The organism is uncultured Shewanella sp. (assembly GCF_947501665.1).
Lineage (GTDB): Bacteria > Pseudomonadota > Gammaproteobacteria > Enterobacterales > Shewanellaceae > Shewanella.
The window spans coordinates 53,184-67,980 of the sequence record NZ_CANMWS010000023.1 but is presented as its reverse complement, the minus strand read 5'-3'; the positions used below and the strand labels follow the sequence as shown (position 1 = coordinate 67,980).

At 38.9% G+C, this 14,797-nt stretch carries 8 protein-coding genes; 6 read left to right on the top strand and 2 right to left on the bottom strand.

Annotated features, from left to right (window positions below):
* Positions 1–193 precede the first annotated feature (193 nt).
* From Q0976_RS17490 to Q0976_RS17480, 3 genes are all read left to right on the top strand, one after another.
* Positions 194–5,038: an NAD-glutamate dehydrogenase gene (locus Q0976_RS17490; protein WP_299495159.1), complete on the top strand. Its 4,845-nt coding sequence runs from the start codon at positions 194–196 to the stop codon at positions 5,036–5,038.
* Between the two features lie 61 nt (positions 5,039–5,099).
* Positions 5,100–6,119 carry a quinone-dependent dihydroorotate dehydrogenase gene (gene pyrD / locus Q0976_RS17485; protein WP_299495158.1) on the top strand — a complete coding sequence of 340 codons (1,020 nt, stop codon included), beginning with the start codon at positions 5,100–5,102 and terminating at the stop codon, positions 6,117–6,119.
* A gap of 220 nt (positions 6,120–6,339) precedes the next feature.
* Complete coding sequence (locus Q0976_RS17480; RefSeq protein ID WP_299495157.1) at positions 6,340–6,873, top strand: cell division protein ZapC; 534 nt, start codon at positions 6,340–6,342, stop codon at positions 6,871–6,873.
* Positions 6,874–7,184: 311 nt separating this feature from the next.
* Here the strand turns inward: Q0976_RS17480 and Q0976_RS17475 are convergent, their stop codons facing one another.
* Complete coding sequence (locus Q0976_RS17475; protein WP_299495156.1) at positions 7,185–7,793, bottom strand: TetR/AcrR family transcriptional regulator; 609 nt, start codon at positions 7,791–7,793, stop codon at positions 7,185–7,187.
* Between the two features lie 363 nt (positions 7,794–8,156).
* On the opposite strand from Q0976_RS17475, the gene Q0976_RS17470 reads away from it, so the two are divergent.
* From Q0976_RS17470 to Q0976_RS17460, 3 genes are read left to right on the top strand one after another with little or no spacing between them, the layout of a single operon-like run.
* Positions 8,157–9,131 carry an HlyD family efflux transporter periplasmic adaptor subunit gene (locus tag Q0976_RS17470; protein ID WP_299495155.1) on the top strand — a complete coding sequence of 325 codons (975 nt, stop codon included), beginning with the start codon at positions 8,157–8,159 and terminating at the stop codon, positions 9,129–9,131.
* Entirely contained in the window at positions 9,128–10,057 is a 930-nt protein-coding gene (locus tag Q0976_RS17465) for an ABC transporter ATP-binding protein (protein ID WP_299495154.1), read from the top strand. Before Q0976_RS17470 ends, Q0976_RS17465 begins: the two co-directional genes overlap by 4 nt.
* The gene (locus Q0976_RS17460) at positions 10,054–11,205 is read left to right on the top strand and encodes an ABC transporter permease (protein ID WP_299495153.1); all 1,152 of its coding nucleotides are present in this window, start codon (positions 10,054–10,056) and stop codon (positions 11,203–11,205) included. Before Q0976_RS17465 ends, Q0976_RS17460 begins: the two co-directional genes overlap by 4 nt.
* Positions 11,206–11,257: 52 nt before the next feature.
* Here the strand turns inward: Q0976_RS17460 and Q0976_RS17455 are convergent, their stop codons facing one another.
* Positions 11,258–14,329: a putative Ig domain-containing protein gene (locus Q0976_RS17455; RefSeq protein ID WP_299495152.1), complete on the bottom strand. Its 3,072-nt coding sequence runs from the start codon at positions 14,327–14,329 to the stop codon at positions 11,258–11,260.
* Between the last annotated feature and the right edge of the window lie 468 nt (positions 14,330–14,797).

Genomic DNA, 14,797 nt, shown 5'->3' with positions numbered 1-14,797 from the left:
TTCAATTCAATGGTCATAGATGTTAAAAACATGTATGGCTGGTGGATGTACCACTAAAATAATCCTCGAAATATAGTGCATTTAGTAATAAACTTCGCCCCATGACCTAGGTCAGATTCTGGGCTCTGGTCATTTTTTATAAGCATCCAAAAATTATAAAAGCGCGGCTATAGACCCTTAAGGAAACAGCAACATGGCCTTGAAAGATGCAATGCCTTCAGTATTACTTGAAAATGTAGTAAATCTTATTCATTCCAAAGTACCCAATTCTCATGCGAAACAAGTTGAGCAATTTGCAAATTGCCTCTATGCGCATATGTCGAAAGATGATCTCAATGCCCGTAATGATAGCGATCTATACGGTGCCGTATTGAGCCAATGGAACGCATTAAATAAGACATCGGTAGGCAAAGGACATATTCGTGTTTATAACCCGAGTCAGTCAAAGCACGGTTGGGAATCGGCTCATTCTGTGATTGAAGTGATCCAGCCTGATATGCCGTTTCTTGTTGATTCAATTGGTATGGCGATTAATCGTTTTGGCATTACTGCTCATATGCTGTTACATACGCCCATGTCGATTGAGCGTAAAGAAGGGGATGTCACCCATGTGAGTTACAGTGATGAAGGACGTGAAGACCTTGAAAAAGTCGCCGTATTTTTGATTGAAATTGACAGACTAAGTAGCAACGAAGATATTAAATTATTAGAAAAAGAAATTGCTTCAGTTGTGACCGATGTGGCCGCTTCGGTGAATGATTGGCAGGCGATGTCAACCAAATTAACCGAAACCATTGCCGAACTTGATACGCGTCCTTATCCTGGGAAAAAATCAGAGTTAGAAGAAACCTCACGTTTCTTAACTTACCTGAATAATCACCATTTTACTTTATTGGGCTATCGTCGTTATGATCTTCGTAAAGTTGAAGGTGATGTGGAACTGATTGCCGATAAAGCCTCCAGTTTAGGTTTATTCAGTAAAACCGCTAAATCAGAGAATGAAAGTGGTGTATTATTATCGAACTTCTCTGAAGTAGCACGTAAAGAAGCATTAGATGACAGCTTATTAGTGTTAACTAAAAGCAGTGAGAAAAGTCGAGTACATCGGCCAGCTTATGTCGATTACATTGGTATTAAACGCTTTAATGATGCAGGTGAAGTGATTGGAGAAGATCGTTTCATCGGGCTTTATGCGTCAAACCTATATAATCGCAGTCCACGTGAAATTCCTTTGCTTGCTGAAAAAGTCGAACGCGTGTTATTGGCATCAGGATTAGCCCCTCGTTCACACGATCATAAAGCGTTACTGCATATTTTAGAAACATTGCCCCGTGATGAGCTAATTCAAGCTAATGTTAAAGAGCTGGCCCATATCGCTCATGGCGTGTTGGAAATGCAAGACAGGGACAGGTTGAAGCTGTTTGTGCGTAAAGACGGCTACGGACGCTTTTTATCTTGTCTGGTTTATGTGGCAAAAGATCGGTATAACACTAAGTTACGTGAAGATACGCAACGTATTCTTGCGCAACACTTTAACAGCAATGAAAGTGTTGAATTCACAACTTATTTCTCTGAGTCGACATTAGCTCGAACTCATTACATAGTCAAAGTTGAAAACAACAATATGGACGTGGACGTGGCTGCGATTGAGAAAAATTTAATGGAAGCTGCACGCTCTTGGGAAGATAAATTAGGCAGTGCCTTAGTCAGCGCGCAAGGCGAAGAAATGGGCACGAGCTTAGTGAAACGCTACGTTGATGCCTTTCCTCGCAGTTATAAAGAAGATGTATTACCGACATCTTCTGTGGTTGATATTGAGCATTTAGAAGCGTTGGATGACGATCATAAATTGGGGATGTTATTTTATCAACCTCAAGAAACCGCGCTTAAAAACAGTAAAGTTCGCTTAAAACTGTTCCATAAAGATGAGCCTATTCACTTATCTGATGTGTTGCCAATGCTTGAGAACTTTGGTTTAAGAGTCATTAATGAACGCCCGTATGAGGTGATTACTGCCGATGGCGCAACTTATTGGATCCTTGATTTCTTAATGACGGCGCAAGCGGTTGCCAGTGAAAACTTGGCGGATAGCCAAGACAGATTTCAAACGGCATTAGCGCAAGTATGGAATAAAAAACTGGAAGATGATGGCTTTAACCGTTTGGTGCTATCGACAGGATTAACTGGCCGAGAAGTATCAGTCTTGCGTGCTTATGCTAAATATATGCGTCAAATTGATTCAACCTTTAGTCAAGCCTATATTGAAGAAACCTTTAGTCGTTATCCACAGATAGCTGACTTACTGGTTAAGATGTATATACGTAAATTTAATCCTAAGTTGAAGACGCGTACGGTTAATAAGTTCGTCGAACAAATCGATTTACGGTTAAATGACGTATCCAGCTTAGATGATGATCGTATCATTCATCGTTATCTTGATTTAATCAATGCGACTAATCGCACCAACTTCTACCAAGTGACTGAGCAAGGTGGAGTGAAGCCGTATATTTCGTTTAAATTTGCGCCAGATCAAATTCCAGAAATGCCGCGTCCTTTACCTAAGTATGAAATTTTTGTTTACTCGCCTCGTGTTGAGGGCGTGCACTTGCGTGGTGGTAAAGTGGCACGTGGAGGGCTGCGTTGGTCAGATCGTCGTGAAGATTTTCGTACCGAAGTATTAGGGCTTGTGAAAGCACAACAAGTTAAGAATACTGTGATCGTTCCTGTTGGGGCGAAAGGGGGCTTTGTTTGTAAACAATTGCCCACAGAAGGTGGACGTGAAGCCTTTTTTGCTGAAGGGCAGGCTTGTTATAAGTTATTTATCCGTGGCTTGTTAGATATCAGCGATAACATTATTAATGGTGAAATTGTACCGCCGAGTAATGTGGTTCGTCATGATGAAGATGATGCTTATCTGGTCGTTGCAGCGGATAAAGGTACAGCAACCTTCTCTGATATTGCCAATGGTATTGCAGAAGAATATAACTTCTGGCTGGGGGATGCCTTTGCCTCTGGTGGCAGTAACGGGTACGATCATAAAAAAATGGGGATCACAGCTCGGGGTGCCTGGGAGTCGGTTAAACGTCATTTCCGTGAAATGGGGGTTAATTGTCAAACCACTGATTTTACCTGTTTAGCGGTCGGTGATATGGGGGGAGATGTATTTGGTAATGGCATGTTATTATCAAAACACACGCGTTTGATTGCCGCATTTAACCATATGCATATCTTTATCGATCCTAATCCTGATGTTGAAAAGAGCTATGCAGAACGTGAACGTTTGTTCGTGTTACCTCGCTCAAGTTGGGAAGATTATAATAAAGAGCTGATCTCAAAAGGGGGCGGAGTCTTCTTGCGCTCTGCAAAATCGATTCCCTTATCCAGTGAAATGAAAACCATGTTGGGCACACAAAAAACCAACATGACACCCATTGAGCTGTTAAAGCAGCTACTTAAAATGGAAGTGGATTTACTCTGGAATGGTGGTATTGGCACTTACGTCAAAGCCAGCAGTGAATCTCATGCTGAGGTGGGTGATCGCGCTAATGATAGCTTGCGTGTCAACGGTAACGAAGTGAAAGCCAAGATTATTGGTGAAGGTGGTAACTTAGGTTGTACTCAGCTGGGGCGTATTGAATATACCGCAAATGGCGGCCGCATGAACACCGACTTTGTTGATAATGTGGGCGGCGTCGATTGCTCTGATATTGAAGTGAATATCAAAATTTTGCTTAATGCTCTGGTAGCAGAAGGTGAAATGACATTGAAGCAACGCAATCGTTTACTTGAAGATATGACCCAAGAAGTGAGTCGTATTGTATTAGACGATTGTAAGGCACAAACTCGCAGTATTTCGGTGACTCAAGTGCGTGGTGGCGATGAATTAAAAGAGCAAATTCGCTTTATTCATTACCTAGAAAAAGAAGGTAAGCTTGATCGTGCATTAGAGTTTTTACCCACTGAAGATGATTTAGCTGACCGCTTAGTGAAAGGGCAGCCGTTAACACGCCCTGAATTATCCGTGTTGGTTGCTTATGCAAAAATGCTATTGAAAGAGCAGTTATTGATCCCTGAAATTACTGAAGATTCTTTTATTAAGCAGTCATTGGTGGCATATTTCCCTGAGCAATTACAAGCGAAATATACAGAGAACATGGATCAGCATCCATTGAAGGGAGAGATTATTGCCACCTCTCTTGCTAATGGTATTGTCAATAACATGGGGCTGAATTTTGTTCAGCGGATGCAAGAAGAAACAGGGGCGACGATCACTGAAGTGGCCACTTGTTATACGATGGCCAGTGAAGTTTTTAGTTTAGAGCAAACGACGAAAGAAATTATTGCGCTAAATGAGTTAATGCCGGCATTGGTGCAATGTGAGATGTTACATCAGTTACGCCGTAATATTCGCCGTGCTAGTCGTTGGTTCTTACGTCATCGTAATCGTAATATGAGCATTGAGCAAAGTGTTGCTTTCTTTAAACCTGTGTTTGATGAGCTGAATGAAACAGTACATCAATATATGGTGCAAGAAGAAGTGGATACTATTCTTTCTGAAGCCCAAGCATTAGTGAATGAAGGCGTACCAGAGAAATTAGCGATGTCTGTTGCGAATGTCAGTACATTATTTTCATCACTGGATATTGCTCAAATTGTTGATTTAGAATCTAAACCCATTAATTTAGTAGCTGAGACTTATTTCAAATTGGGTTCAAAAGTGGATTTACATTGGTTCTTGGATCAGATTGGTGCTCAGCCAGTGGCCAACCACTGGCAAGCATTGGCTAGAGCTGCCTTCAGAGAAGAGCTGGATTGGCAGCAGCGCTCATTGTGTTCAGTGGTCCTGAGAAGTTGTACCAAGGAGTTGACTGCTGAGCCGCTGATTGAAGAATGGATTGAGGGCCATCAAGGCTTACTGGAACGGTGGTTCCATATGCTAGCAGACTTTAAAACATCACAAAGTCATGAGTTTGCTAAGTTCTCAGTGGCCTTACGTGAGCTTAATTTATTGATCATTCATTGTGAAGGTCAAGCTTAAATAGTTACTTTGATAATAGCCCTGGCAATTGCCGGGGCTTTTTTTAACGTTTGAGGAAAACATGTTTTATAAAATTGCGCAAAAGTTCATGTTTAAAATGGATGCAGAGCGAGCACATGAGCTTGCTCTTTGTAGTTTGAAGTCGACGGCACATTCTCCATTGAATGGACTTTATGCACAGAAGGTGAAATCAGCTCCTGTAACCGTAATGGGGATAACGTTTCCAAATCCTGTTGGTTTGGCTGCGGGTCTTGATAAAAATGGTGAATGTATTGATGCCTTTCATGCTATGGGATTTGGTTTTGTTGAAGTGGGTACTGTGACACCTAGAGCACAGGCGGGTAACCCTAAACCAAGATTGTTTAGATTAGAGAAAGCGCAAGCTATTATCAATCGTATGGGCTTTAATAATAAAGGGGTAGATTACCTTGTTAGTAATTTACAAGCGGTGAAATCTAATGCCCTCGTTGGGGTGAATATCGGTAAAAATAAAGATACTCCTGTTGAGAAAGGGAAAGATGACTATCTCATTTGTATGGAAAAAGTATACCCTTTTGCAGCCTATATTACGGTGAATATTTCTTCGCCTAATACCCCCGGATTGAGAAGTTTGCAATATGGGGCTTTGCTTGATGAATTGTTATTAACCCTTAAAGAAAAGCAGAGTGAATTGGCGAGTCACTATGGGCGATATGTTCCGCTTGCGTTAAAAATTGCGCCTGACTTATCGATGGATGAAATAAAAGACATTTCAGCTTCAGTGATAAAAAATCAATTTGACGGTATTATTGCGACTAATACGACATTGGAGCGAGAAAGCGTGAAACATTTACCTTTTGGTGAGGAGGCGGGAGGGTTAAGTGGCTTACCCCTTGATCGTTTATCGACTTCCGTTGTGCAAGCCTTATCGGATCATATTGGTGGGAAAATACCGATTATTGCTGTAGGAGGGATCACTACTGCAACAGCAGCATTAAATAAATTTGATGCCGGTGCTAGCTTAGTGCAGGTTTATTCAGGCTTTATTTACAAAGGCCCTCAACTTATTAAACGAATTATTGATGCTTACAGTATAAAATAAATCTATATTCATTTGATAGTTGTATTTGAAATAAGATTTCTTTATCGTATAGTGGAGTATCAATCTGACTTGTTTATCAATGTGGTACAATTTCACTATGACAGGCAGATTGATATCAAGATCTTATTTCGATGTTTTGTTTATAAGGATATAAATTAACTTTGATATAGGTGGGAATATACACTATTATCACCTTGTATGACTATGATAGGTAGAGGTTATGTTGTTGATGCCAAACAAGGAATGGCAATGGGTGTATAACGATAGTTATAATGTGTTGAGTGTTTCGTTAGGCGATGAAATGGAATTTTTAACGCCATATACACCAAAAGTCTTAATCCCTGATGCGAAAACATCACAAATATTCAGTGTCGAGCACGCGAAGTATTATATTCAAGTAGCTGAGCGTTTGAAGCAAGCCTTATCGTGTAATGATGCACATATTGTTCAAATGGCGTTAAATGCGACTGCAGCTTACTTTTTACTCAAACCTGAGATGCCAAAGTCTTGGTATTTTACTGTGTCTGATGTTTGTGTTTACAGTGAGGTTGGAAAATTATTTCATCTGCAAACTGCAACAGAGCAAGTCACTGTTTTGGTTGTGGAACCCGGATTGCAGGCTTCTTTAATTATGTTACTATCAGAGCGTTGCATGCTAACTGAGAAAAAAAGCTTGAAGCAATTTGATACCATAAAAGTTATGCATGATCGCTTGTTACCCCTAGTGGTGAGAGAGCAAGTTGTTGCGGCCTAATGCCTTTGAAATAAAAGGCATTCATTGTTTCTCTTTTTCTTATTTTGACCACAATTAACTGCTTGAGCTAAATGATGTCTCGGTATATGGCTATTTTGACTTACTCTTAGGTGGGCTTTCACTCATATTTTCCACGTTAAGCTTTTTTATTTAGATAATAATAGCCTGAGTCTATAAAATCAACTTGTTAAACGTCATTAATCAGATTTTTGTTAGCACTTTAATCTAATACTTTTATGATCTTTATTACGTTGATTTTGAATCACACCCTTGTCTTGAGGTGGGAGAATTCGTCTTTTATTTTCATACTATTACTGCTTTTTAGTGTTTTTCTTATTGTCATTAGTTATACCTTGATGACCTCTTAAAAATCCATCGACATGATTTCTTACATCTGTCATCGCTTTAAAAGAGTCATCTTTCGTTTGACCTAAAGCCCGTCCAAATTGAGCTCGAATTATTAAAGGTGCAATAAATTGTGTTAGTAAAATAATGGGATCACATGGAATAAGTTGCCCTGTTTGTTGATACTGTTGCAATATAGCGGTGATACGTGCGGTATTTTGATTAAGTACAATGGCTGCTGCTTGTAATTCTTTATGTCTCGATAGCTCAGTCATTAAATTAAGAACTGCTGCACCCAATAACGCGTTTGTTTTTTTGTAAGCTACTGCAATATTGTAAAGATCGGTTTCTAACACACCGGAAAAAGTGACGTTAGCGATATCTGCTCGAGATAATAAATCGGTGAGTGCTTGAGTCAATAACTCAGCTTTTGTGCCAAAACGTCTAAATAGTGTTGCTTCATTAATGGAGACCCGTTGGGCTATCTCTCTCATGGAAGTATTGATATAACCTTGCTGAGAATACACATCAACAGCAGCAGTAAAGATATCCGATTGATTGATTTTTTTAGGCATTATAATTTTTTACTCAATTTCGATGATAAATAAGGGATACAGTGTTAATGTCTTTATCGATACCGATAATTCAACATTGAAGTTTATAATAAAGTCAATTCTGATGACGACTATTTCTAGTGTTATTGAACTTAGTTAAGCTCCTTATTCCTCATTTTGCGCCAGTTTGAGGAATTTTATTGCAATCCCTTGCTTGCAATAAAACCGTGTTCCAGATTATATTCCATTTTTATGAAAGTGGCTGAATAACCCTTATTTTGTTTTATCACTAATAGTGGCTTTAGATGCCTTTCTTGAATGTAAAAACTGTTCTAAATTTAATCTAGGCTGATTTCAATCTGTGAGTGTTTAAGGGGAAACTGAATGCATGTGCTGAATGTTAATTTGAATCAATGGCGTTTTATTTTTTGGCTGCCACTAGTGTTATTAATCACCAGTTGTGGGCAAAATCTCGATGGTAAAGTCGCACTAGGTTCGTTGATCAGAGAACGAGTGGCGTTAACGGCTACCGCTGATGAAATCGTGACTGCATTGCCTTTTAAAAGAGGGGATCGTGTTAAAAAAGGAGATTTACTGGTTCAACTTTATAATTTACGTCAAAAGGCAATTGTTGATAAAACCCTTGCAGATGTCGCCGAGCAAGAGGCTAACTTGGTGAAGCTACAAAATGGTTCTCGAAAAGAGGACGTGGCTGCAGCGCAGGCCACACTGAATGATGCAGAAGCTAGTTTAGCATTAGCAGAAAAAACCTTAGCGAGAACAAAAGATTTGCTTGCATCAAATTTAACGTCAAAAGCGCAATACGATCAAGATGTGGCGAATCAAAAAACCAGCTTAGCGAGTCGAAATAATGCCAGAGAAGCCTTATTGAAGTTAACGAATGGTACTCGGCCAGAAGATTTAGAATCAGCCGAAGCCAGTCTTGCGGCTGCTAAGGCGGTTTATCAATCTGAAAAATTAACGTATGACCAATTAAGTGTTACTGCGACGAGAGATGGTATTTTAGATAGTTTACCGTGGAATTTAGGGGAACGGGTATCTAAAAATTCGCCTGTTGCTGTGATTTTAAGTGGTGATACACCTTATGTGCGAGCCTATATTCCTGAGCCGTATCGAGCTAAGTTAAAAGTGGGTAGTGAAGTGACGGTGAGAGTTGACGGGGTCGAGACTCCTTTTCAAGGAAGAATTTCATGGATTTCAATGGACTCAGCTTATACTCCTTATTACGCGCTAAATGAAAAAGAGCGTAGTCGACTCGTTTATCTAGCAGATGTTAATTTACCAGATACGGCTAAAGACTTACCTAGCGGCCTGCCAGCACAGGTGGTTATGCCATGAGTGAATATGCGATTCAAGCGAAAGGGTTAACCCGTAAATTTGGTGATTTTACGGCGGTTGATAACTTAAGTATCAATGTACCAAGAGGTAAAATTTATGGTTTTTTAGGCCCTAATGGATGTGGAAAATCAACGAGTATTCGGTTATTGACTGGGCTTTTAACCCCCACTCAAGGCAGTGTGAATGTATTAGATTTGGATTTACCTAATCAAATTGAGGCGTTGCGGTTACGTATTGGTTATATGACACAAAAGTTTTCTTTGTACGAGCAGTTAACCATTGAAGAAAATTTGCGCTTTATTGCACAAGTGTTTGGACTGGGTCGCCATGACGAGCGTAAGCGTGTCGAAGAATTGCTTAGCGTCTATGAACTTGATAAACGAAGAAAGCAAAGAGCAGGCAGTTTAAGTGGTGGGCAAAAACAACGATTAGCCTTGGCGGCGGCGACATTACATAAACCTGAATTATTATTTCTTGATGAGCCCACTTCTGCGGTTGATCCACAAAATAGGCGAGAATTTTGGGAAAGGCTGTTTGATATTTGTGATACAGGTTCAACCATTTTAGTCTCCACTCATTATATGGATGAGGCTGAGCGTTGTCATTCTCTGGCCATTTTAGAAGCGGGGTGTTTGCGGGCAGATGGAACACCTCAACAATTAATGCAAGATATGGGAGCACAAGTTGTTGAGGTTGGCGGTGAGGGATTAAGGCAGTTAAAAGAGGTATTAACTCAACTGAATTCAGTGATCTCTGTGGCTCAGCAAGGCGTGCATTTAAGAGTATTAATTAAAGACAATATTAATGATCCTGTTGCTTGGTTAAGGGAGCAAGTACCAGAGCAAATGCAGCCACGTGATATTAAGGTAGTACGGCCTAGCTTAGAAGATGTCTTTGTGAACTGTACGGGGGAGGGGCGTCAATGAAAGTCATTAATCGTATTAAAGCTGTGACGTATAAAGAGTGTATTGAACTTATTCGAGATAGAGTCACCTTTGGTATGGTGGTGATGTTACCTTTAGTGCAGCTGATTTTATTTGGTTATGCTATCAATACGACGGTAAGACACATCCCTGTTGCCGTTGTCGATCAAGCCAGTTCTGCTTTTTCACATTTATTAATAGATTCAATTTCAGCAACTCAAGTTGTCGATTTTAAAGAAAGATTTTCTACAGTTGAAGACGCTATGCAAGCGATTACTGATGGTAAAGTCAGAGCGGCATTGATTATCCCCCATGATTTGATGAACAGGTATGCAAAGAAATTGGTGGCAGCGTCACAAGATGGTGAAACACCTCAGTTTGAATACTCTTTGGATCAGCCCATTGGTCAATGGGTCGTGGATGGCTCCGATACGACTATCGCTAGTGCCGTTAAGCAGCTTCGAAATATGCCCATGATTAACTTATCGGATTACCCGAAGAATCAAACGTCGGCAACGTTTGAAGTTGTACAATTCTATAATCCTGAGCAGCGCTCAGCGGTGAATATTGTCCCCGGTATTGTGGGGATTATTTTGACCATGACAATGATCATGTTCACTGCGATTTCGATTGTTAGGGAGCAAGAAAAAGGGAATTTAGAGTTGCTTATTACGACACCTATTCGCTCAATCGAGTTAATGATAGGAAAAATCATTCCTTATGTTTTTGTTGGGTTAGTCCAAATGGGCATTATTATTGGTGCAGGCCATTTATTTTTCAATGTCCCGATTAATGGCAGTATGTGGCAACTGTTGTTGGTCACCTTATTGTTTATTTCAGCGAGTTTAGTGCTGGGGCTCATTCTATCGACCATTGCCAAAACCCAGATGCAAGCTATGCAACTCACTTTCTTTATCTTATTGCCGTCAATTTTGTTATCTGGTTTCATGTTTCCTTATGAAGGCATGCCTGCTGCTGCACAGTGGATTGCTGAGATGTTACCGGCCACGCATTTCATGCGGCTGGTACGAGGGGTCGTGCTCAGAGATGCCGATGTCATGGGCATGATGAATGACAGTTTATGGTTACTGGGCTTTACGATAATAGGGCTTGCGGTCGCATCATTCCGCTTTAAGAAATCACTTGATTAGCGTTATTTGGAACAATCAATCAGCCCTTGATGGGCTGATTGATTAGGGGCATTTAGTGCCTTTTATACCTGCGGCCCATGTTTAATAGAGGCAAGAGTAACAATGAGAGGAGTCCTAGGCTACCACCCGAATCCCCCTCTGATCCAATATTAAGATTAATGTTGGTTTCTGAGGTCAGTGCCATTTCATCAATGGCTTTAACGTTAAAGCTATAATGACCTGTTTGATTAACAGCACCACTTATTATCCCTTGATCAGATAGGCTTAATCCACTGGGTAAGCTTGAAGTGTCAAAAGTCAGTGGGTTGCCTTCAGGATCGCTAAATAGCGTTTTTAAATCAATTGATAAAGCCTCTGAAGCCTTAAAAGTAAAGTGGCTGCTTTCTAATACAGTAGGGGCGGAATTGACGGCGATGTCCAGTGTGAGTATGTTTTGCACGCCTTCATCTAATGTGATGGTAATTATTATGCTGTGAAGTCCGGTATCAACTAAGGTCCCTGTTAATAATCCATTATCGGTTAAAGTTAGTCGGTTACTTGCTGTGCTACTTTCAGAAAGAGTGTCACTTGTCACCAAAGAAAATATCAGATCATTTGTCTCTAATGTACTGTCTTCGCCAAAAAAGTGTGTCATTAAATCCAGAGAGATAGCTTGATTGGGATTCACCATGATAACTGGGCTGGGATTGGCGTTGAAAGCAGACGCTTTAATGTCATATTCAAGGCTTAGCTCTGTGGTTAATCCATCTTTATCGGTAGCCGTAATGGTCATGAAGCCTGAAGTGGCTTGAGTTATTGAGCCGACGACATGATTATGTTCATTGAGGCTGAGGCCTTGAGGTAATCCTTCAATTTTGAAGGTTAAAGTATCATCATTGTCTTCTTCAATAAATAAACTTAATAAATCGAGTGTAATGTTACTCTCGGTTAAAAATGTGTATTTATCTTTTTGACCGCGGATCAATGGCGCCCGTTTGATTGGTAATTGGAAGATTTCTTTAATGTTATTGTTGTCTTGTAATAAGTTAATATGTTTTAGAAACCTATTATTAGAGGGAATGAAGTTCAGGCTATGTCGAGATGGTAAAGGCAATGTTTTCTCATTGAAAGACCAGATACCTGTTTTGGGATTGATATGATAAAAATTGATATTATCATTGTAGTGATTTAAGGATATTGCCAAATAGGGACTCATCAAAGTAAAGTCACTATCATTTTGTTCAAGAGGAGATAAAGATAATAATGTGAGCTCACCATTATCTTGTTTCCTATAAGCTTGTATAGATCGGCTACTGTAATTATAAAAATACAGGTTATTTTCCGTTAATAGAAGATCACGCGTGCCATAAGGAATGGCCATTTGGGCTGCTTGACTCAAGGTATTTGATTGATCATTATAAATAAATGTGGTGATAGTATCATTATCTATTGTGTAGAAATATTGGCCTAATGTCTTTAATTGGGTATTATAAAAATCATTATTTTCATTTTCAATAGAGGTGATTATTTCAAATTGAGATTGTGCATTGAGCTTGAAAAAGTAAAGTTCATTATAATTAAATGCCATTAATACGTTGTTTTCTTGATTGAATGTGGCATTTTGTGCGCTAAAAGAGAGATAATTTGTATCTGAATAATTTGTTTGGTGAATAAATGACAGTGTATTTTTCTCGTTAATAGAGAATACTATGTAGCTAGATTCACTAATAATAATGAGTTGGTTATGCTCGGTGAGGAGCAGTTGACTGTTATATAGATTGGTATTTGCACTAAGAGCGGATAGATCAATGGCTTCAGCATGAAGATAGGATTGGCTATCATCTTTGATTAATAAGTGAAGATTCTTTTTATTTTGATCGAGTAAAAATAACTGTTCTCCATCAGCAGAAAGTAATGAATACTGAATATTGGAAATACTTGGTGGGTTGAATTTTCCATCTTTTAACAGCCGAGTTGAACTGATGGTGGCATTATCATTGATTGTACTGGCGAAGATTGCATCAAGATCGGTTGCAAGACCAATTAACTGACCGTTATTAAATAATATATGCTCAAGATTAGCTGGATTGCCATAATCGTTACTATAAATATTGGTTTTTTCAAGTAATGTTAATCCAGTATCATCGATTGTAAAGCTTGCTATATTTGATTCGGGGCTATAATCTCTTTCATTAAAGTAAAGGGTATGATTATAGATTGATGCATTGCTGAGATCATAATTATCCCCAAGATCATTATAAGTATTAAGTTGCCATTTTTCGGTTAATGTGTTGTCAGCAGTATTGTATGCTAAGTTCGTTATTGTTTGATAATTCTGTATTAGGACATTATTATCATCATGACAAAGCACATTATAGCTATCATCACTTTCGTAGCTTACTTTATGAGTGAATTGATGGTTAGTTTCATCAAGCTTAAAAACAGATAATGCAGGTTGATTATTCCAAGAGTTGCCATAACCGGCAAGAAAAATATGATGACTTGTTTTATCGATACAAAAGGAGCGGATATTATTAGGCAGTAAATTTTGATTAATTGTGCCGGCTTCAATAAGTTGATTATTCTCTATATAAAAGGTTAGATTATTATAATCTGATAGGAGTATATGATTATTGAATACAGTCATAGTGGAATAATGACTATTGATTGTTAGGGAATGCTCTTCTATTAAGTTAAATGTATCATTAAATGAAAATAAGCTTAATCGCGGTTCAGTTTGATAATGATTATCTTCGGTATCGACCTTTATACTTCCCCATATGAGTACTTGTGTGCCCTCATTGATGAGTGTGACTTGGTTTATATTGCTATATTCATATCCCAAGTTGTTTAGGTTGACTTCAGTTAATAAAGCTGGAGTTTCTGTTTCAGTGCTAAATAATGCAATGTATTCTTGGCTAGTATCCCAGCCGAGTACTCTGTTTCCACTGGACGATAACTTGTTGAGTGCGTTAATGGTACCTGAATGCCAAGTTTTAACTTCACCTAATTGAATTGCCCGCTGCTGGTTTTTTTGTTGATTGTCACTAAGGGAATGAGTATCGAATTGTGCAGTATGCTCTTGAGCATGTGAGTATTGAGCAGATAATAAAGTGGCAATTGCTAATTTTTTAAAGTGTTTCATGCAAATCCTTTTGACTATTTACAGTGGTGATATTGTTCATTCTGTGAAGTATATTTTCATTTTGTAACGACGCGGGAGTATATCTATGTTATGAATATGTTTCAATATTAATTTATATTAAGTGTGTGTTATTTAACCTATTGTAATTAAATATTATTTTTTCATCGATGATGCTTTTTATACGTGGCTAATTTGTCTGGGAATGTTTGGCAAAAGCAAATGATTACATTTTAATCATGCTCAATAAATCGATCTATTAGTGGTAGTAAAAAATTGGGAGTAAAGATTTATGGATGAAATAGCCTTGCTCTGCAATAAAAGCGAATATTTAAGTGACGAGGGAAAGTATGAAGGTTACTTTAGGCTATATTGAACTTTGATGATTAAACTATATTCAGATAAAGGTGTTTAATAGAAGCAAGAGGGGGTGTCTAGTCACTCTAAGTTCCTTTTTTAAACAGCGGGGCA